The organism is Streptomyces sp. NPDC096048 (assembly GCF_044763415.1).
GTDB lineage: Bacteria > Actinomycetota > Actinomycetes > Streptomycetales > Streptomycetaceae > Streptomyces.
This window is the reverse complement of record NZ_JBIWGG010000013.1, coordinates 132,016-152,497: the sequence shown is the minus strand read 5'-3', so window position 1 is coordinate 152,497 and position 20,482 is coordinate 132,016. Positions and strand designations below refer to the sequence as shown.

Sequence of the window (20,482 nt, the reverse complement as noted above, 5' to 3'; positions counted from 1 at the left end):
CCGTCCCGAGCGCTACGCTCGCTTCAGGCGCAGGGTCATCAGCTGGAACGGGCGCAGCCGTACGGCGACCCGGTCGCCGTCGGTCTCGACCGCGGACTCCTCCTCGGCGAGCGGACGCTCCAGCAGGTCGGTGACCGCCACGCCGGCGACCGGGAAGCCGGCCGTCAGGGTGGCCCGCACCCGGCCGCCGTGGGCCTCGTGGAAGCGGACCACCACGTCGCCGCTGCCGTCGTCGGCGAGCTTGACGGCGGTGACCACGACCGCGTCCCGGTCGGCCGAGACCAGCGGCGCGACCTCCCCGGCGCCCGTCACGCGCCGCTCGGGCAGGTTGATCCGCCAGCCCTCGCGCACGGCGTCGCCGATGGACGCGCCCGGCACCAGCGCGTGCCGGAACCGGTGCACGCCCTGGTCGGTCTCGGGGTCGGGGAAGCGCGGGGCGCGCAGCAGGGACACCCGGACGGTGGTGGTCGTACCGGCGTCGCCGTCGGTACGGACCGTCCGGGTGACGTCGTGGCCGTACGTCGAGTCGTTGACGACGGCCACGCCCCAGCCGGGCTCCTCCAGGTGGACGAAGCGGTGGTTGCAGGCCTCGAACTTGGCCGCCTCCCAGCTGGTGTTGGTGTGCGTGGGCCGGTGGAAGTGCCCGAACTGGGTCTCGGCCGCGTACCGTTCGGCGTGCACGTCGAGCGGGAAGGCGAGCTTGAGGAACTTCTCCGTCTCGTGCCAGTCGACCTCGGTGTCCACCTCCAGCCGCCGCTCCCCCGGCGCGAGCGTCAGCACCTGGGTGACGCGGGAGGAGCCGAAGGAGCGGACGATCCGCACCGAGGCGCCGCCGTCGCCGGGGGCGACCTCGTCGGCGTCGGTGAGGTCGGTGACCGTGTTGCGGTAGAACGCGTCGACGTCCCAGGCGTCCCACATGTTCGGGAAGTCGGGGTGGAGCTGGAGCAGGTTGCCCGCCGCGCCCGGCGCGATCGTCTCGCGGTCGGCCTCGATGTCGTACGCCGAGACGACCAGCCCCCGGTCGTCGATCTCGACGCGCAGCAGGCCGTTGTCCAGGACGTGTCCGCCGCCGGGGCGGGGAGTGAGGCCGGTGCGGCCCTCGGTGGCGGGGCCGGCGGCGGCGCCCGCCCGGACGCCCGCCCGGGGGTGCGGGGCGGCGTTGAAGACCAGCGGGGTCTCGCCCTCGCCGGCCAGGGCGCGCTGGGCGGCGTCGATGATCCGGTTCAGCTCGTCGGCGACCCGGTCGTACGTCGCGCGCGCCTCGCGGTGCACCCAGGCGATGGAGGAGCCGGGCAGGATGTCGTGGAACTGGTGCAGCAGGACCGTCTTCCAGACGCGGTCCAGGTCGTCGTACGGGTAGGGGAACCCGACGCGCACGGCCGCCGTGGCCGCCCACAGCTCGGCCTCCCGCAGGAGGTGTTCGCTGCGGCGGTTGCCCTGCTTGGTCTTGGCCTGGCTGGTGAGGGTGGCGCGGTGCAGTTCGAGGTAGAGCTCGCCGACCCAGACGGGCGGCTCGGGGTTCTCGGCCTCGGCCTTCTCGAAGAAGGCCCGCGGGGTCTCCCACTCGACCGTCGCCGAGCCTTCGAGGTCGCGCAGCCGGGCCGCCTTGGCGACCATCTCGCGGGTGGTGCCGCCGCCGCCGTCACCCCAGCCGGTCGGCGCGAGGGAGTGCCGGGCGACGCCCTTGTCCTTGAAGTTCTTCGCCGCGTGGGCGATCTCGCTGCCCTTCATGGAGCAGTTGTAGGTGTCGACGGGCGGGAAGTGCGTGAAGATCCGGGTGCCGTCGATGCCCTCCCAGCGGAAGGTGTGGTGCGGGAACTTGTTCGTCTGCGACCAGGAGATCTTCTGCGTCAGCAGGTACTTGGTGCCGGCCGCCTTGATGATCTGCGGCAGCCCGGCCGCGAAGCCGAAGGTGTCCGGCAGCCACGCCTCGTCGTTCTCGACGCCGAACTCGTCGAGGAAGAACCGCTTGCCGTGCACGAACTGCCGGGCCATCGCCTCCGAGCCCGGCATGTTGGTGTCCGACTCCACCCACATGCCGCCGGTCGGCACGAACCGGCCGTCCGCCACGGCCTTCTTCACGCGGGCCCACACCTCGGGGCGGTGGTCGCGCACCCACGCCCACTGCTGGGCCTGCGACATGGCGAAGACGAAGTCCGGCTCGTCCTCCAGGAGGGCGGTCATGTTCGACGTCGTGCGGGCCACCTTGCGCACGGTCTCGCGCAGCGGCCACAGCCACGCCGAGTCGATGTGCGCGTGGCCGACGGCGCTGATGCGGTGCGCGGAGGGGACGGCGGGGGCGGACAGTACCCCGGTGAGGTGGGAACGGGCCTGTTCGGCCGTGCCGTTCACGTCCTGGAGGTCGACGGCGTCGAGCGCCTTGTCCACCGCCCGCAGGATCTCCCAGCGGCGCGGCGACTCCACCGGCAGCTCGACCATCAGCTCGCCGAGCACCTCCAGGTCGAGCACGAGGTGCCAGACGGTCTCGTCGAGGACCGCGAGATCCATGCGGGTGAGCGTGTACTGCGGCTCACCGCCCGCCGTGTCCTGGTCGCCGAGCCGCGTGGGCACGAAGGGGTGGTAGTCGAGGATGACCGGGTTGGAGGCCGCCTCGACGTGCAGGCGCACCTCCTCGCCGCCCGCCACGGGAGCGCCGATCCGCACCCACTGGTTGCGCGGGTTGAGGCCCTTCACCGGGGTGCCGTCGGGCCGGTACACCAGGCCCTCGCACTGGAAGCCGGGCATGTTCTCGTCGAAGCCGAGGTCGAGGATGGCCTCGACCGTCCGGCCGGCCCATTCCTCGGGGACGGTTCCGGTGACGCGGAACCAGCTGGTGCCCCAGGGAGCGCCCCAGCGGGCGCCCACCTCGATGGGCGCGGGGTCGGACGCGAGCCCCTCGGCGACCGGCACGGGCTCGCCGGGGGCGTTCCACACCGCGACGTCCAGCGGCACGGACTCGGGGTACACGGCGGGGCGGATGCGCTCGTCGAGGACGCGCTTGAGGCGGGCTTCGACCAGGTCGCGGTCGTCATGCATGCGGGTGCTCCGGGTTCGGTGGGGCGGGCGGTTACCAGGGGTGGGTCACGGTCGCGGGCGCGGACGTGGTGTACAGCTCCCCCACGGCGCGCAGTTCGAATCGCGCGGTCCGCTCGCCCGGCTCGGGCCGCAGCCCGCCGGCGAACCACGCGCGCTGGCAGGTCCCGCCGAGGAAGCGGCGGGTACCGTCGGGCAGGACGCGGTGGAGGGTGTAGTGGCGTACATCGTCACCGTGGGCGTGGTTCCAGGCGAAGCGCAGGTCGCCGCCGGTCGCGCCGGTGATCCGCAGGGCCGTGGGCGCGGCGGGCGTCGTCGCCGGGCCCGTGCGGACGGCGAGCGAGCCGGCCCGCCAGCGCACGGGGCCTTCGGTCGCGGTGAGCCGCACGCCGATCGCGTGGAGGGTGCCGGACATGCCGGTGAGCGGCACGGTGACCGTCCGCCAGCCGTTGGCCGACTCCGCCGTGGCAGCCGGTACGGGCAGCCAACGGTACGGCGGTGCCGCACCCGGTTCACCGGCGTCGGCCGTGGCGACGGCGAGTTCGACGGTCACGGCGCCCGCGTCCGTGCGGTGCGTCAGTTCGACGACCGTGTCGTCGCCCAGCGGCAGCCGTGTCGCGTACAGGTCCAGGACGGCCGGCTCGTCGAGTTCACCGTCGACCAGCACACTGCTGCCGCCCCGCCAGGCGTCGGCGAAGTCGAAGGAGACCGCCGGGCGCGCGCCTCGCGTTCGCACCACCCAGCGCCGTGACGGCAGCCGGTCCTGGAGACCGAGGTGGTTCCAGGGCGTGTCCGACGTCACGGTGCCCTCCTCGTACCACCGCAGACCGTGCCCGGAGTTGAAGACGCTGGCGAACGGCAGGGACGTGACGGTCGACCGGTCGGCGACCGACACGGCGGGCGCCCGCCAGCCGTCCCCGCCGGCCGGACGTGAGGGGTCGAGCGACTCCCCCGTCCAGAACCGGTCGTCCGCGGCGTGGAAGTCGCCCGGGGTCCGCCGGTCCGCGGGCAGGTGGTTGCGGGTCCACTCGGGCCGGTACAGGCCGACCGAGGTGATGTGCGCGGCGTCCCGCGGCACGATCGCGTCCCAGTTCTCGGACGTGTTCCAGCCGTTCGCCTCCACGTCCACGCCGGCCCACAGCTCGTAGCGGCCGCGGCCCAGCCGCTCGGCTCGCTCACCGGAGGAGGCGAGGCGGTCGGCGGTCCAGCGGAAGTCGACGAACATGCCGTCGGCGTGCGCGAAGAAGGCCTCGTTGCGGTCGTCGAGCGCACCCTGCCAGGTGACCGTCCCGTCCACCGTCATCGCGTCGTACCAGGTCACCCGCTGGCCCTTGGCCTGGGCGAGGGTCTTGAGCTCCCGCACGAAGCCGAGCATGTCCGCACCGAGCGCGGCGTCGCCTCCCTCGGTCTCGGCGTTGACGAACCAGCCGTCGAAGCCGTGGGCCTCGGCGACGGCGACCAGTCGCGCGGCGAGCGGGAACCGCCCGGCGGCGTCCTTCCGCACGAGGTCGCGGGTCCATCGCAGTTGCCCGCCATGACCCACGGGCGGGAGGAAGACGTTGCCGAGGACGGGCACGCCGTGGCGGTGCGCGGCGTCCACGACCGGGGCGTTCGGGGCGAGGATCAGCCCTTCGCCCGCGGAGCCGCCCCAGAAGACGAGTTCGTCGACGTACGCCCAGTGGGTGAGGGCGTAGTAGTCGGCGGTGGCCGAGCCCTGGGAGGGGTTGGCCGCGGTGTTCCCGAAGGAGACCAGAGACTGGATGCGGGCCTGTCCGGCGCGGGCCGTGGCGTTGGCGGGCGTCGGGGTGAAGCGGCTTGCGAGCGGCACGGAGGCGGCGTTGAAGGCCAGGTCGCGGTCGTGGGCCGCGCGCCAGTCCTTGAGGCTGCGCCAGGTGATCCCGTCGCCCGGGGTACCGGACGGCAGCGAGTCGGGGAACCAGTAGGAGGCGTACGGCTGGAGCGCCGCGGCGGCCCGGGCCGGGCCCTGCGGGGCGGCGGCCGGGGCGGCGGTCGCGGGCAGGGCGGGCGACAGGGCTGCCGCGGCGCCCGCGAGCAGGACGGTGCGTCGGGTGGGCTTCACGAGCGGGTGCCTCCTTGGCGGACGGTGGGTCCGTGCGGGGTGGGAAGGACCTGGCCGGGAGTGACGACCTCGGTGATGCCGCGGGCCGCGAGGTGCTCGGTGTCGGCGGCGCGCGTGTCGAGGACGGTGGTGGGGCGGGCGCCGTCGGCGACCAGCCGGAAGAAGGCGTCGAAGAACGCGCCGCCGGGGGCGCAGGCCGAGCGCGTGGCCGGGTCGGCGGGGACGGCCAGCGCGGTGGTGCGCGGGGCGGGGGCGGGGTGGGATCCCGCACGCCCCTCGCGGGCGGCGCGGGCCAGGACCTGTGCCGTGTCCTTGGGGCGGCGGTCGTTGGTGAGCAGGCCCAGCCCGTACTCCAGTTCCGGGAAGTCGGCCAGTGCCCGGGACACGTCGTGGGAGCACCACCAGGTGACGCCCCAAAGGCCGGGGCAGTCCAGGGCGTTGGCGATCGTGGCCTCGGTGAAGGCGGCGGCGTGCTCGGCGGGGACGAGGGGGGCGGGGGCGCCCACCTCCTGGAGCCACACCGGGCGGTGCGGGTCGTCGGCCCAGGCCTTGCTCAGCTCGATCAGATAGGCGGCGTGGTGCTCGCTGGGCACGGAGGTGCGGCCGTGGCGCTGGGCGGTGCCGTTGAAGACCCAGGAGTGCACGGCCGTCACGGCGCCCCGCCGGGCGGCCTGGGCCGGGGTGAACGGCTGGTCGTCCTGGTACCAGGTGGCGTCGTACTCGGCGTGCAGGTGCATCCGTCCCGGGGCGCCCTCCTCACAGGCGGCGAGCATCCGCTCCAGCCAGGCGTCGATCTGGTCGGCGCTCGCCCGGTCCGGGTCGGGGTGGGGCCCGGCGGAGAACTGGTTGACCTCGTTGCCGAGGGTCATGCCGAGGAAGTTGGACCGCCCGGCGAGGGCGGCGGCGAGGGTGCGCAGGTAGGTGGCCTGGCCGTCGATGACCTCGGGGTCGGTGAACAGGTTGCGCCGGTGCCACGTGCGGGTCCAGGCCGGCAGGTAGTCGAAGCTGCTCAGGTGGCCCTGGAGGCCGTCCACGTTGACGTCGAGACCGCGTTCGCCGGCCGCGTCGACCAGCTCCACCAGGTGCCCGACCGCGCGCTCGCGGATCAGGGTGCGGTTGGGCTGGAAGTAGGGCCACAGCGGGAAGACCCGGATGTGGTCCACGCCCAGCGCGGCTATGGAGTCGAGGTCGGCGCGTACGGAGTCCGCGTCGAAGTCGAGCCAGGAGTGGAACCACCCGTCGCTGGGCGTGTAGTTGACGCCGAAGCGCACGGCAGGAGACATGCGGTGTCCTTGTGAGGGGGGAAGTCGGGGTATCGGCCCTGATGGCGGGCGGCGTGGAGGGGTCAGCCCTTGACGGCGCCCTCGCCGACCCCGCGGAAGAAGTACCGCTGGAGGCAGGCGAAGAGGACGATCAGCGGCGCCACGGCGATGATCGTGCCCGCGGCGACGAGGCGCTCGTCGTTGGCGAAGGTGCCGTGCAGGTAGTTGAGGCCGATGGTCAGCGTGAAGTTGGACGGGTCGCTCAGCACGATCAGCGGCCACAGGAAGTCGTCCCAGGCGCCCATGAAGGCGAAAATCGCGACGACCGCCAGGGTGCCCCTCACGGCGGGAAGGGCGATGCGCCAGAACCGCTGCCAGACGTTGGCGCCGTCGACGTAGGCCGCCTCCTCGATCTCGTAGGGCAGGTTGAGGAAGGCGTTGCGCATCAGGAGGACGTTGAGGGCGCTGACGCAGCCGGGCAGCAGGACGCCGACCAGGGTGTTGTTGAGGCCCAGCTCTCGCATGGTGGTGAACTGGGCGATGATGATGCCCTCCACCGGGACGAGCATGGTCAGGATGAAGACCAGGGTGGTGACGCGGCGGCCGCGGTAGCGCAGCCGGGCCAGGGCGTAGCCCGCGAGCGCGGCGCCGACGCAGTTGGTCACGACGTTGGCGACGGCGACCTTCAGCGAGTTCAGCGCGTAGTCCCACACGGGGATGGTCTCGGCGACCCGCTCGTAGTTGTGCAGGGTGGGATCGGAGGGCAGGAACTTCGGCGGGGAGCTGAAGATGTCCTCCGTCGGACCCTTCAGCGAGGTCGACAGCTGCCAGACGAACGGGCCGATGGTCAGGGCGAGCACGCCGAGCAGGAGCAGGTAGCGCAGGACGAGTTCCCAGACGCGTACCCGTCGGCCGTTCTCGTCGGTGATCCCCGGTTCCCGGTTCCGGGTCGGGGACGGAGCCGGCTGCTTGGCGGCGGGCCGGACCTTCTCCACGACACTCACGACTCCTCCTTCCGGTCGGCGCGCAGCACGAGCAGCATCAGGACCAGCGTGACGACGAAGACGACGACGGAGATGGCCGAGGCGTAACCGACGCGGCCGGTCAGGCCGGTGCCGGTGCGCTGGACGAGCATGACGAGGGTGGTGTCCTCGCCCGCGGGACCGCCGTCCGGGCCCGCCATCAGGTACACCTCGGAGAACACCTTGAACGCGGCGACCGAGGCGAGGGCCGCGACCAGGACCATGGTGGAGCGCACGGCGGGCATGGTGACGGTGACGAAGCGGCGCAGGGCGCCCGCGCCGTCCACGGCGGCGGCCTCGTGCAGCTCGCGGGGCACGTTGGCCAGCGCCGCCAAGTAGATGATCATGTAGTAGCCGAGGCCCTTCCAGACCGTGACGGCCATGGCGCTGAGCAGGATCAGCCACTGGTCGCTGAGGAAGCCGATCCGGCCGACGCCTATGGTCTCCAGCACCGAGTTGACCAGGCCGCGCTCGTCCAGCATCCACACCCAGATCAGCCCGACCACGACGATCGAGGCGACGACCGGGGTGTAGAAGGCGGACCGGAAGAAGGAGATGCCGGGGATGCTCTTCTGCACCAGCATCGCGAGCAGCAGCGGCAGCAGGACGAGCGCGGGCACGACCCCGAGGACGTACAGGGCACTGTTGCGCAGGCCGATCCAGAACATGTCGTCGTGGAGCAGCTCGCGGAAGTTGGCGAGGCCCACGAACTCGCCCGGGACCAGGGTGCGGCGGTCGGTGAAGGAGTTGACCAGCGTCGAGACGAACGGATAGAGGATGAACGCGCCGGCGATCAGCAGCCCGGGGGCGGCGAACAGCCAGGGGCTGCTGGGCAGTTGGCGGCGCACCCGGCGCGGGCCGGAGGACACGGTGGAACTCGCCATGACGCTCAGCCCTGCTGCTTCAGGAGCCGGTCACATGCCTTGACAGCGTTGTCAAGAGCTTCCTTCGGGCTCTGCTTGCCCTGGAGCGCCTTGGCGACCTCGTTGCGCAGCTCGGTCTTCATCTGCTCGCTGAACAGCACCGGCGTGTAGTTGACGGCGGTCCTCAGCGACTTGGCGGCAGCCACCCGGACCCGGGTCTCGTCGGTCCCGTCCTCCTCCGTGAAGTACGGGTCGTCCAGGGAACCCGCACTGCTGGGGAAGACGGCGACCTGCTTGGCGAACGACATCTGGTGGGCGGCGTCGGTGACGAAGCGGGCGAAGGCGACCGCGGCGGGCTTGCGGTCGCTCCGGGAGTTCACCAGCAGGCCCATCACGTACATGTTGACGTGGCCGGTGCTGGTGATCTGGTCGGTGATGCCGATGTTCTCGTACAGGCTCGGGGCCTGCTTCTTGAAGTTGGCGAGGTCGAGCGCGCTGCCGGGGTTCATGGCGACGGCACCGGTCAGGAACTTCTTCCCGGACGACTCGGGCGTGGCCGTCAGCGCCTGCGAGTCCAGGCCGCCGGCGTCGTACAGCTCCTTGTAGCGGGTGAGGAGTTCGACGCCCTTGGCGTCGTCGAACGCGAAGGCCGTGCCCTCGTCGTTCATGAGCGGGACGCCATAGCGGCCGAAGTCCTCGATGGTGGGCACGTTGGCGAGCGTGGCCACCTCTCCGTCGGTCTTCCGGGCGAGCCGCAGCGCGGTGTCGAAGAGTTCGTCGTAGGTCGTCGGCGGCTTGTCGGCGTCGAGACCGGCCTTCTCGAACAGGGACTTGTTGTAGAAGAGCGGGCCGGTGTTGAGGTACCAGGGGAACGCGTAGGTCCCCTCCATGCCCGGCACCTGCTGGCTGGCCCAGGCGGCCTCCAGGTAGTCCTTCTTGTACTGCCCGGCGGCCTGGTCCAGGTCGAGGGCGAGGCCGGCCTGGGCGAGCGGGGCGGCGAGGTCCGGGGAGACGTTGACGACATCGGCCAGGGTGCCGCCGGCGGCGTCGGCGCTGATCTTGTCGGCGTAGCCCTCGGCGGGCTGGTCGATCCACTTGACGTGGGTGCCGGGGTGCTTCTTCTCGAAGTCCGCGATCAGGCCCTCGAAGTACGGCTTGAAGTTGGCCCGCAGGTTCCAGGTCTGGAAGGTGATGTCGCCCTCGACCTTGCCGGAGGCGTCGGAGGAGCCGCCGTCCCCTCCCGATCCGCAGGCGCTGAGCGGCAGGACGAGGGCGGCTACGGCTGCGACAGCGAAGCTTCTGCGCGAAGTGGGCACGGTGACACGTCTCCCTGGAGGACGTCGGCGGCTGGATGCCAGCGACCATGCACGGCGCGTTCGCGGAAAGTCAATGGATTCACTGGAACTAAAGAACTCCAGACAGCATTAGTGCAGGTCAGCGCGGCATGAGCAGTTACTTGCCCAATGGACTAATGCGCTTTAGGATCTTTCCACTCAAGCGCTTTAGCTCACGCAGGGAAGGGAGCGTGCATGTCGGCCAAGCGGCCTGCCGCGCGCCGGCCGACGATGAAGGACATCGCGCGGCGGGCCGGGGTCTCCGAGAGCGCGGTCTCCTTCGCGCTGAACGACCGGCCGGGGGTCTCCGAGATCACCCGGGACCGCGTGCGTCGGGTGGCCGAGCAGTTGGGCTGGCGGCCCAGTACCGCGGCCCGCGCGCTGTCCGGGGAGGGCGCGGCGACGGTCGGCTTCGTGCTGGCGCGGCCCGCGCACACCCTCGGCGTGGACTCCTTCTTCCTCCAGCTGGTCTCCGGTATCCAGGAGGTGCTGGCGCGACGTCATCTCGGTCTGCTGTTCCAGGTGGCGCAGGACGTCGACGACGAGTGCGCGGTCTACCGGCGCTGGTGGGCCGAGCACCGTGTGGACGGTGTCCTGGTGGTCGACCCGCGCACCGACGATCCGCGCCCGGACCTGCTCGACGAACTCGGTCTGCCCGCCGTGGTGATCGGCGGGGCGCCTGACGAACGCCATCCGGGGCTGTCGTCGGTGTGGGCGGACGACGCGGGCGCGATGGCGGCGCTGGTGGACGGGCTGCACGCGCTCGGCCACCGGCGGATCGTGCACATCGCGGGGCTGCCGGGCCTCGCCCACACCGAGCGCCGCATCCGCGCCCTGCGCGCCGAGGCGGGGCGCTGCGGCCTGACCGAGGTGCAGTCGGTGACCACCGACTACTCCGACGCGGAGGGCGCCGCCGTCACCCGACGCGTCCTGGAGGCCCCCGCTCCGCCGACCGCCCTGATCTACGACAACGACGTGATGGCCGTCGCCGGTGTCGCCGCCGCGGCCGAACTCGGTTTCTCGGTACCGGCGGACGTCTCCGTGGTGGCCTGGGAGGACTCGGCGCTGTGCCGCATGGTCAAGCCGTGGCTGTCCGCGCTGTCCCGGGACAGCGTGGAGTTCGGCCGCACGGCGGCGACGGAACTGACCGCCCTGCTGGACGGCGGCCCCGCGCGGACGGTGCGGGTACCGGTGCCGCGGCTGATCGAACGGGACAGCACGGGGCCGGCGCGGTCGGCCTGAACGGGGCGCTGCGCCTGAACGGGGGCGGCCTGAGCGGAGGGCGGTGGCCTGAACGCAGGGCGACTGGAACCGGGTGCCCGGCTGGAGCGGGTGCCCGGCTGGAGCGGGGTGAAGGGGGACGATCGGCCTGAACGGGGCGGTCCGCGGGTCCGGACTCTCGACGCGGAGACGCCGGAAGGGCAGAGTGCTCCCTGCGTACTCGCCAGTAACCACCTCCCACCGCCCCCGAGGAGCCCTCCATGACCGACTGGGCCGGCCGCACCGCCGCCGAGATCGCCGCCGCCGTACGGGAGAAGCGGGCCACGCCCCGCGAGGTGGTGGCCGGGCATCTGGCCCGGATCGAGCGGCTCGACGGCCGCGTCGGCGCCTTCCGCACGGTACGCGCCGAGGCGGCGCTGGCGGAGGCCGAGGAGGTCGGTGCCCGAAGTGATCTGGGTGAACTGCCGCTGGCCGGCGTGCCGGTGGCGGTCAAGGACAATCTCGCGGTGCGCGGTGAGTCCACTCGCGTCGGCTCCGCCGCGACGCCCGGCACGCCTGCCGGGGACGACCACGTCACCGTGGCCAGGCTGCGGGCGGCCGGCGCGGTGGTGGTGGGACTGACGAACGTGCCCGAGCTGTGCGTGTTCGGCACCAGCGAGGGCGTGCACGGCACCGTCCGCAACCCGTGGGACCCGACTCGCTCGGCGGGCGGTTCGTCGGGCGGGAGCGCCGCCGCGGTCGCCGCCGGGATGGTGCCGATCGCGCTCGGCAACGACGGCATGGGCTCGCTGCGGATACCGGCGGCCAACTGCGGTCTGGTCACCATCAAGCCGGGGCACGGTGTGGTCCCGGCCGGGATCGGCGACGGCGGCTGGTTCGGCATGTCGGAGAACGGGCCGCTGGCCACGACGGTCGAGGACGCGCGACTGATGCTGGCGGTGCTGGCGGACGACCTCGCGGACGGAGAGCCGCCGCGCCGCGCGGAGCCCGGCACCCTCAGCGTCGCGGCGTCCCTGCGCAGCCCCCTGACCGGCGTCCCCGTCTCCCGCCCGTACCAGGACGCCGTCCGCGAGGCGGCGGGGGTGCTGATGAAGGCGGGGCACCAGGTGCGGCGGGCGGACCCACCCTATCCGGCGACGCTGAGTCTGACCGCCCTGACCCACTGGACGGCCGGTACGTCCGTGGACGCCCGGAAACTGGACCGGCGGCTGCTGGCCCGTCGGACGCGGGTGCACGCGGCGCTCGGACGGCTCTTCGAACGCACGGTCGCCACCGGCGAGGGCCGAAGGGGGCTGCGCGAACGCCTGGAGCCGTTCTTCGCCGCGTACGACGTGCTGCTCACCCCGGCGCTGGCCCGCCGCTCCCCCAAGGCGGGGCCCTGGCACGAGCGGGGCTGGCTGCGCAACATCCTGGCCAACTCGGCGTACTCGCCCTTCACCCCGCCGTGGAACCTGACCGGTTGGCCCGCGATGACGGTGCCGGTCGGCACCCTGCCCTCGGGCGCTCCCTGCGCCGTACAGCTGGTGGGGCGCCCGGGGTCGGAGGCGGCCCTGCTGGAGCTGGCGGCGCGGATCGAGGCGCTGCGCCCCTGGCGGCGGACGGCCCCGCCGGCCTGAGGGTCCCTACAGGGCGCGGTACATGATGTGCAGGCCGACCCGTCCGTGGCGCGGGTGGTCGAAGGCGTCCGGCACCGTGCCCAGGATCGTGAAGCCGAGGGAGGTCCAGAGCTTCACGGCCGGGTTGGTCTCGACGACGGCGTTGAAGACCATGCCCCGGTATCCGTCGGCCCTTGCGGCGGTCAGGATGTGTTCGGCGAGGGCCCGGCCGGTGCCGCGGCCGGCCCGGTCCGGGTCGACCATGAAGCCGGCGTTGGCGATGCGGGCGGCGGGGCCGCCGTAGTTGGGGGTGACGTAGGCGGAGGCAACGACGGTGCCGGTGTCGTCCTCGGCGACGTAGACACGCTTGGCGGGATTCGTCCACAGGGCCCGGGCCTCCTCCTCGGAGGTGTCCGGGTCCCAGGCGTAGGTCTCGCCGGCCGCGACGATGCGGTGCCAGAAGGGCCAGATGTGCGGCCAGTCGCCGGCCGTCGCTTCCCTGATCAGCATGGGCGTGAGTCTCGCACGCCCATGCGTCCGGCAGCCCCCGCGGGTGGCGTCGCGGGTCAGTCCACGCTGGGCAGGATGTGGGGCTCGGCGAGGTCCTCCTCGTAGCCCGCGAGACGGATGGGGGCGGACCGGGCCCACACGTCGAGGCTGCCGATCTCTCCGGGCCGGCGGCCCGCACGCTCGGTGCGTTCCTTGGGGCGTTGTTCTGGATTCGTCGTCGTCTCCGGTGTCACCGCGCACTCCTTATGTGTCGGATCACCCTCGGGGCCTGTCGGCCAGTCTCCCGTCCGGCACCCGGCGCCCGCTCGGGTATGAGTCGAATGCAGTTAGGACGCGGTGGCGCCGGTCACTCGTGCGAGAGCAGGCCGTTGTGAACCGGCTTGTCCCATGACGGACCTTGGGTGTGGGTAGTGCCCTGTGCTGCCGCCCGTCCGCTCCAGATTAACCAAATGAGCGGGGGCGCGCTCTATGGGGCTCAAAACATGGGGGAACCATTGCCCTTCGTTCCGCGCGCAGTTGGCCCCAGTCTGCCCGGGATCGCCCGCATCCGCACCGTACGCAACTCACCCATTCGGCCCACATCGCCGACCGTACCTTCGATTGCCGTCGGCGACGGGTCGCGCAGTTAAGTCGCCGTTGGCTGCGGCGCAAGCTCGCCATGGTCTGCTGCCGGTCGGCAACGGCTGTCTCGTGGGAGGACCGAGGCATGGAACTGCGCAGCGTCGAGGAGCTGATGGACCTGCTGTACGCCTGCCGGGGCGAACGGTCCGCCGCCGGGCACGGCGGCGGACCCGTGGACCTGCACGGGCACGCGCTGCGGACCGCCGCGCTGCTGCGCCGGCGCCGCCCCGCCGACAAGGAACTCCAGGTCGCCGGTCTGGTGTCGCCCGTGGGCCGGCTGCTGTGGCCCGGCAATCCGGCCGGCCGGACCGCCGACGCGGTGCGGCCGCTGCTCGGCGCACGCGTCGCCCGCCTGCTGCGCCGGCACGCCCACCCGGAGGCCTGGGCCCACGACGACGACCTGGTCAGCCTCCGCCAGGCGGACGAGGAGGCCCGTACCGCCGCCTTCGACGCCGGGGTCCTCGAGGACTGGCGCACGGTGCTGGAGCTGACGGCGGCGCGGAACTCCCGGCTCGGCGCCGTCGACTGAGGCACCCGTGCGGAGGGTGCACTGAGCCTGGCCGGGTGTGCCCGAGGACCAGGAGGCCGTGCCCGAGGTCCAGGAGGCCGCGCGGTGCCCCCCGACCGGCGGCAGGCCCAAGGGATGGGCCGGTACGGGTTCGAACCACGAAGGTTCGAACCACGAAGTACGCGCGACCGGCGTACCGGGCACACCGGCGCTCGTCCCGGAGCAGGTCGACGCCGCGCCGACGGACCAGCGGATCACCGCCGTTGAGGTGATGACCGCTGTCGACGCGGCCCACCGCGGACGGCTCGGTGGGCCGTCACCACTTGCCGGGCGCGTAGTCCTTGAGGAAGACGCCGTACAGGTCCTCGCCCGCCTCGCCGCGCACGATCGGGTCGTAGACGCGCGCGGCGCCGTCGACCAGGTCGAGCGGGGCGTGGAACCCGGCCTCGGCCAGGCGCAGCTTGTCGTAGTGGGGACGCTCGTCGGTGATCCAGCCGGTGTCGACCGAGGTCATCAGGATGCCGTCGGTGTCGAACATCTCCTGGGCACTGGTCCGCGTCACCATGTTCATGGCCGCCTTGGCCGCGTTGGTGTTGGGGTGGCCCGCGCCCTTGTAGCCGCGGGCGAACACGCCCTCCATCGCCGAGACGTTGACGACGTAGGCGCGCCCCGCGGACGCCTTGCGCGCGGCCTCGGCCATCGCCGGCCGCAGCGCGCTGATGAGGATGAACGGCGACGTGTAGTTGCACAGCTGGGTCTCGAGCAGTTCGACCGGAGAGATCTGCTCGATGGTCTGTACCCAGGTGTTGGTGTCGACGACGTCGGGGACCAGGCCGCCCGCGTCGATGGCGGTGCCCTCGCGGTGCCGGACCACGCTGGCGTTGCCGGCGACCAGGGCGAGATCGGCCACCTTCTGCGCGTCGAGGCCCGTGGCGCCGACGGGCAGCGCGGCCAGGCCGTCCACCGCACCGGAGTTGAAGGCGCCGATGACGTGGTGGGCGGGCAGCTCACCGGCCGGCAGCGGGGCGCTCTCGCCCTCGACGAGCGCGGCGTACGCGGAGGGGAGGCGGCGCACGGTCTGGGTGGCGTTGTTGATCAGGATGTCGAGCGGGCCCTGCTCGGTGACCTGGTCGGCCAGGGCCACGGCCTGGGCGGGGTCGCGCAGGTCGATACCGACGACCTCCAGGCGGTGGATCCAGTCCGCGGAGTCGTCCATGGCCTTGAAACGGCGGATGGCGTCCTTGGGGAAGCGGGTCGTGATCGTGGTGTGCGCGCCGTCGCGCAGCAGCCTGAGCGCGATGTACATGCCGATCTTGGCCCGGCCACCGGTGAGCAGCGCGCGCTTGCCGGTGAGGTCGGCGCGGGCGTCGCGGCGAGCCCGGTTCTCGGCGGCGCAGCTCTGGCAGAGCTGGTGGTAGAAGTAGTCGACCTCGACGTACCGCTGCTTGCAGATGTAGCAGGAGCGGGGGCGCTGGAGTATCCCCGCGATGCTGCCCTCCTCGGTGCGGGAGGAGGGCAGGATGCCTTCGGTCTCGTCGTCGATGCGCTCGGCGGATCCGGTGGCGGTGGCCTCCGTGACGGCCTTGTCGTGAGCGGTCTTGGCGGCCCGGCGATCCTGGCGGCGGCGCTGCTTGACCATCCGGTAGATGTGCGAGGTGGCCCGGCGGACCCGGATCGCGTCCGGGTGGTCGACGTCGAGTCCGTCGAGTTCCTCCAGCACGCTCAGGCAGACGGCGAGCCGCTCGGGATCGATGCCGGGGCCGTACGCCGCCTCGTCACCGGCCGCGTACGCCGTCGCCGCGTCTCCGGACTCGTGCACCACCTCGTCCGTGGTCGCCGAACCGTCCTGTGTCACCGTCATCGCCGCTGCCGTTCCCTGGTCACCGTCGCGGCGCTCCGAGACGCGTCCGCTTTCGAACAGCGGATTTTATTCAGCGCCGGGGCATGGAGCCAAACCCGTCCGCCTCAGGGACCGCAGGCGGTGAGCAATGTCTCCACCTCCTCCGCCAGGGCCAGGGCGAACCGGTCGAGGTCCGGCACCGCCTTCGCGTCGGCGACCAGGCCGTAGTGGACCTGCCCGCGGTACGTCGAGACGGCGACCGCCAGGGAGTGGCCGCGGGCCAGCGGGGCGAGCGGGTACACCTCGGTGAGCGGGTGGCCGCCGAGCCGCAGGCCGAGGCTGGGCAGGGGCACGCTGGTGACCAGGATGTCGAACCAGAGCCGGGCGGCCTGCCCGACCAGCGGCCCGCCGAGCCGGTGACCGAGCGCGGGCACGTGGTCGGCGAGCAGGGCGACGGCACCGGCGCCCCGCCCGGGCCCCGCGTCCTTGTTGCGGTCCATGGCGGCGCGGACCGCGCCGAGGCGGGACAGCGGGTCGGGATCGCCGACCGGAAGCCGCATCAGGTAGCCGGAGAGCCGGTTGCCCTGCGGGTGGGCGGTGCGCGGGCGGCGCTTGGATACGGGGATCAGGGCGCGCGGCGCGACACCCTCGCTGCCGTCGCCGCGCTCGTCCAGCCACCGGCGCAGGGCACCGGCGACGACCGCGATCAGGACGTCGTTGACGGTGCCGCCGACGGTCTTGCGCACGCGGTGCACGTCGTCGAGGTCGACGGCCACGCCCGCGGTGCGGCGGGTGCCGGAGGATTCGGCGGTGAGCGCGGCCGAGGACCGCACGTCGAGGGTGGACAGGGCCGCGGCGGCGCCGATGTCGAGGGCGCGGCCCGCGTCGGACAGGGCCCCGCGCAGTCTCCCCGGCAGTCCGCGCACGTCCGGGAGGAGCCCGCGCTCGGGCTCCTCGGGCCGGCGCCGGGGTGCGGGGAGGTCCATCGGGTCGAGGATCCCCGCGGCGAGGGTCAGGGCCCGCAGGCCGTCGGCGAGGGCGTGGTGGAACTTGAACAGCACCGCGAAGGAGCCGCCGTCCGCGCCCGGCAGCACATGGGCCTCCCACGGCGGCCGGCCGCGTTCCAGCGGGCGTCCCATGAGGCGTCCCGCCCGGGCGTGGAAGTCCGTCGTCGGGGCGTGCAGCCGGACGTGGTCGAGCGGGTCGAAGCCGGGGTCGGGCTCACGCGTCGCGCCGCCGAACGAGAACGGCCGGCGCAGGGCGAGCGGCGGCTGCCAGGTGTCCCGGATCCGCATCCGCAGGCCGGGCACCGCAGGGGCGCGGGCGGCGAGCAGGTCCGCCGCGTGGGCACCCGCGGCGGGCGAGTGGGCCGTGAAGACCCCGAGTGCGCCGAGGTGCATGGGGTGCTCGGCGGACTCGATGTTCCAGAACGCCAGGTCGAGGGGAGCGAGCGGATCGGAAGTCAAGGGCTTGCCTCGCAAGGACGACGGGTGAACAAGCAGTCAATCGCCCTCCGACGATTACGGTCAAGTACGATCAAGCTACGCACAGTTAACAGCAGGTTAAAGTCACGCCTTCGGCGAGCGGGGCGGGACTCCCGGGATTCATGGGACACCTGTGCCCAGGTCGGCGGAGGTGGCGCCGCCCGCGGTGGCGTTCCCCACCCGGACGGGTGCGGGCCGACCGTGCACCCGAGCGGACGGCGGAGACCGGAGCGGACGGGCCCGCGAAGGCGCCGGAGGCGTCGTGAGTGCGGAGGAGACCGGTCGAGGAGTCGAAGGGCGAAGGGCGAAGGGGGCCGGGGTGGTCGCAGCGCGGACGCTGCGACCACCCCGGCCACGCACACGCACCGGCACGGGCACCGGCACAGACGCCGGGTGCCTCTCGTGGGCGGTGGCGTGCCGTGCCGCTCGCCCGGTGTCAGGCGCTCGGGCATCCCGCGGGGGTCGGCTGGGACGCGTCGTGGATCAGGGCCTCGTGAGCGGCCCTCACCCGCTCGACGTCCGGCTTGAGGACCTTGCGGTCGTAGGTCGTCAGGCCGTTCAGCTCGCCCTCGACGTCGGAGATCTGAGTGTAGACCGCGCCGTTGCCGCCCCGGCAGACCAGGGCCCGCACCTCGTCGAGCTTGGTGAGGTAGTCGTCGGTGTACGTCCGGGGGTCGACGTCGACGTACGACTGCTGCACCGACCAGGCGTGTCCCGGCACCGCGAGACCGAGCCCGCCGTACTCGCCGGCGACCAAGGCGCGCTCGCCGTCCGGTGAGGGCGGCAGGGCGGGGCTCGGGTAGCCGTGCTCGTCCATGATGTCGCCGGCGCCTCCGTCGGCCCCGAGGTTCAGGCCCGACTGGTTGTTGACGAGGCGGGTCGGGTCCCAGGCCTTGGCCTGCTCGGCGACGCGCTTGATGTCGTACTGGCCCCAGCCCTCGTTGAAGGTGACCCACATGATGATCGACGGGTGGCTGACGTGTTCGTCGATCATCTCCTTCATCTCACGCTCGAACTCGGCCCGGGAGGCGGCGTTCGGGTTCACCCCCGGGGTCATGGACGGCATGTCCTGCCACACCATCAGGCCCAGCCTGTCGGCCCAGTAGAACCAGCGGTCCGGCTCGACCTTGATGTGTTTGCGCACGGAGTTGAAGCCGAGCTGCTTGTGCAGCCTCAGGTCGTACGCGAGGGCCTCGTCGGTGGGCGCGGTGTGCAGGCCGTCCGGCCAGAAGCCCTGGTCGAGAGTGGCCATCATGAAGACCGGTTCACCGTTGAGCATGGTGCGCGGCACGCCGTTCACCTTCTCGACGGCGATCGAGCGCATCCCGAAGTAGCTCTCGACGCGGTCGCGGCCGACGGTGACCTCGAGGTCGTACAGGAACGGGTCGTCGGGCGACCACAGGCGCGGGTCGTGGATCCTCAGCGTCAGCGGCTCGCCGGTGCGTCCGCTCGCCGTGGCGACCTTCCGGTGTCCGGCGTACGCCGTCGCCCTGATCCGTACGCCGTCGCGCACGCCCTTCGGCTCGACGGTCAGGGTGCCCGCGTTCGCGTCGATGGACGGGGTGAGCTCGAGGGAGTCGACGTGGTCCCGGGCGACCGGTTCCATCCAGACCGTCTGCCAGATGCCGGAGCTGGGCGTGTACCAGATGCCGCTCGGGTCCAGGCTCTGCTTGCCGACCGGCGGGTTCTCGCCGTCCCGCGCGTCGGTCGGGTCGTAGACGCCGACGATCAGCTCCTGGGTGCGGCCCGGCCTCAGCGCGTCGGTGACGTCGGCGCTGAACTTGTCGTACCCGCCCTTGTGGTCGGCGACCTTGGTGCCGTTGACGTACACCTCGGACTGCCAGTCGACGGCGCCGAAGTTGAGCTGCAGCCGCCGGCCCGAGCCGATGTGCCAGTCGCGGGGCACGGTGAAGGTGCGGCGGTACCACATGCGGTCCTCGTGCCGCTGGATGCCGGAGAGCTGGGACTCCACCGGGTACGGGACGAGGATGCGCTCCTCGAGGTTCTTGCCGACCGGCGGCTGCTCGCCCGCCTCGGCGGCGGCGAACTGCCAGCGGCCGTTGAGGTTGCGCCAGGCGTCCCGCGTCAGCTGCGGGCGCGGGTACTCAGGATGGGCGTTGTCCGGACCGACCTCTTCGGCCCAGTCGGTGCGCAGCTCGTACGTGGACTCGTTGCCGCCGCTGCTCCAGAAGACGTTGACAACGTTGCCTTCGGCGTCGGTGAGGCCGCCGTCCCCGTCGTAGCGGACGTCGGCGGTGCCGGGTGCGTCGCCGTTCTTGTTGCCGACGACGGGCTGGTCGAGGGCGACGAGGAGGGCGGTGGGGTCGGCCGGGTCGACCTTCGCCTCGCCAAGGGGCCACTTGGCGCCGCCGATCACCGCTTCGAGGTGGTCGGTGAGGCCGGCAGGGGCCGCGGCGAGCGGGCGCGGGAAGTCGAGTCTGAGGGTGCGGCCGGTGGCCTGGACGGTGGTCGCCGTCGCGCCGTCGTAGTCGAAGCCGTCGGGCAGGCGGAACGCCGACTGCGGCACCGGTTCCTTGCTGCCGCCGGGCTCGGTCCAGCGCAGGTGGAGGTTGGAGCCTCCGTAGTGCTCGAAGTACTCGAGCTTGAAGTCGTAGGCCTGGCCTGCCGTCAGTTCGATGGGCCGGGCGGTCTGTTCGCGGTCCCAGTCGTCGACCCAGTGGTCGATGACCAGTTCTCCGCCGATCCAGAGGCGGAAGCCGTTGTCGCCGGTGATCGAGAAGGTGTGGGCGCCGGTCTGCTCCGGCACCAGCTTGCCGGTCCAGCGGACGCTGACGTCGTCCGACCGCCCGGTGGCGAAGTTCAGCCGCGGTTCCAGGGTGGTGAAGTCGAGCTGCGGGTCGAAGCCGGTGGCCTTGAGTTCGTGGAAGTCGAAGGCGCCGGGGGCGGACTGGGTGTAGTACTCGCCCTTCAGGCCGTGGATCTCCGCGTCGTCGTCGGCGGCGGCGCTCGCGTTCGGCACGGCGGCGAGTCCGGCGACGCCGAGTGCGGCGGCGAGCAGTAACGCCAGTCGGTCTCTGAGTCGTTTGGTGCGCACTGACCCTCTCCTCGAACAGGTGGAAACGGGTGGCCGATGGCTCAGGACATCGAT

General features: G+C 72.4%; 14 protein-coding genes. 3 read left to right on the top strand and 11 right to left on the bottom strand.

Features of this window, described 5'->3' with window-relative positions; genetic code table 11:
- Positions 1-12: 12 nt before the first annotated feature.
- The 6 genes from ACIQ6R_RS31800 to ACIQ6R_RS31775 all read right to left on the bottom strand — a co-directional run bounded on the left by ACIQ6R_RS31800 (position 13) and on the right by ACIQ6R_RS31775 (position 9,576).
- On the bottom strand, positions 13-3,036 hold the full coding sequence (locus tag ACIQ6R_RS31800; RefSeq protein ID WP_404225082.1) for an alpha-mannosidase: 3,024 nt from the start codon (positions 3,034-3,036) through the stop codon (positions 13-15).
- Between the two features lie 31 nt (positions 3,037-3,067).
- Positions 3,068-5,113 carry an endo-beta-N-acetylglucosaminidase gene (locus ACIQ6R_RS31795; RefSeq protein ID WP_404225080.1) on the bottom strand — a complete coding sequence of 682 codons (2,046 nt, stop codon included), beginning with the start codon at positions 5,111-5,113 and terminating at the stop codon, positions 3,068-3,070.
- Entirely contained in the window at positions 5,110-6,396 is a 1,287-nt protein-coding gene (locus ACIQ6R_RS31790; RefSeq protein ID WP_404225079.1) for a glycosyl hydrolase, read from the bottom strand. The genes ACIQ6R_RS31795 and ACIQ6R_RS31790 overlap by 4 nt, the downstream gene beginning before the upstream one ends.
- A gap of 62 nt (positions 6,397-6,458) precedes the next feature.
- On the bottom strand, positions 6,459-7,379 hold the full coding sequence (locus tag ACIQ6R_RS31785; RefSeq protein ID WP_404225077.1) for a carbohydrate ABC transporter permease: 921 nt from the start codon (positions 7,377-7,379) through the stop codon (positions 6,459-6,461).
- A complete protein-coding gene (locus ACIQ6R_RS31780) occupies positions 7,376-8,281 on the bottom strand; it encodes a carbohydrate ABC transporter permease (RefSeq protein ID WP_404225075.1) in 906 nt (301 codons plus the stop codon). The genes ACIQ6R_RS31785 and ACIQ6R_RS31780 overlap by 4 nt, the downstream gene beginning before the upstream one ends.
- Positions 8,282-8,286: 5 nt before the next feature.
- The gene (locus ACIQ6R_RS31775) at positions 8,287-9,576 is read right to left on the bottom strand and encodes an extracellular solute-binding protein (protein ID WP_404225073.1); all 1,290 of its coding nucleotides are present in this window, start codon (positions 9,574-9,576) and stop codon (positions 8,287-8,289) included.
- Between the two features lie 213 nt (positions 9,577-9,789).
- On the opposite strand from ACIQ6R_RS31775, the gene ACIQ6R_RS31770 reads away from it, so the two are divergent.
- Together ACIQ6R_RS31770 and ACIQ6R_RS31765 are read left to right on the top strand one after the other, a co-directional pair.
- Positions 9,790-10,836: a LacI family DNA-binding transcriptional regulator gene (locus tag ACIQ6R_RS31770; RefSeq protein WP_404225071.1), complete on the top strand. Its 1,047-nt coding sequence runs from the start codon at positions 9,790-9,792 to the stop codon at positions 10,834-10,836.
- 239 nt (positions 10,837-11,075) lie between these two features.
- A complete protein-coding gene (locus ACIQ6R_RS31765) occupies positions 11,076-12,431 on the top strand; it encodes an amidase (protein ID WP_404225069.1) in 1,356 nt (451 codons plus the stop codon).
- Positions 12,432-12,437: 6 nt separating this feature from the next.
- Here ACIQ6R_RS31765 and ACIQ6R_RS31760 read toward each other — a convergent pair whose 3' ends face one another.
- A complete protein-coding gene (locus ACIQ6R_RS31760) occupies positions 12,438-12,920 on the bottom strand; it encodes a GNAT family N-acetyltransferase (protein WP_404225067.1) in 483 nt (160 codons plus the stop codon).
- 56 nt (positions 12,921-12,976) lie between these two features.
- Positions 12,977-13,153 (bottom strand): hypothetical protein, encoded by a 177-nt coding sequence (locus ACIQ6R_RS31755; RefSeq protein ID WP_375911553.1) that lies wholly within the window; start codon positions 13,151-13,153, stop codon positions 12,977-12,979.
- A 473-nt stretch (positions 13,154-13,626) separates the two neighbouring features.
- Between ACIQ6R_RS31755 and ACIQ6R_RS31750 the strand changes: the two genes are divergently transcribed.
- Positions 13,627-14,070, top strand: a complete 444-nt coding sequence (locus ACIQ6R_RS31750; protein ID WP_404225065.1) for a hypothetical protein — start codon at positions 13,627-13,629, stop codon at positions 14,068-14,070.
- 295 nt (positions 14,071-14,365) lie between these two features.
- On the opposite strand, the gene ACIQ6R_RS31745 is transcribed toward ACIQ6R_RS31750, so the two are convergent.
- From ACIQ6R_RS31745 to ACIQ6R_RS31735, 3 genes are all read right to left on the bottom strand, one after another.
- Positions 14,366-15,910 carry an SDR family NAD(P)-dependent oxidoreductase gene (locus ACIQ6R_RS31745; RefSeq protein WP_404183865.1) on the bottom strand — a complete coding sequence of 515 codons (1,545 nt, stop codon included), beginning with the start codon at positions 15,908-15,910 and terminating at the stop codon, positions 14,366-14,368.
- A gap of 104 nt (positions 15,911-16,014) precedes the next feature.
- Entirely contained in the window at positions 16,015-17,355 is a 1,341-nt protein-coding gene (locus ACIQ6R_RS31740) for a wax ester/triacylglycerol synthase family O-acyltransferase (protein WP_404183862.1), read from the bottom strand.
- 454 nt (positions 17,356-17,809) lie between these two features.
- Positions 17,810-20,428: a PA14 domain-containing protein gene (locus ACIQ6R_RS31735; protein WP_404225063.1), complete on the bottom strand. Its 2,619-nt coding sequence runs from the start codon at positions 20,426-20,428 to the stop codon at positions 17,810-17,812.
- Positions 20,429-20,482 lie beyond the last annotated feature (54 nt).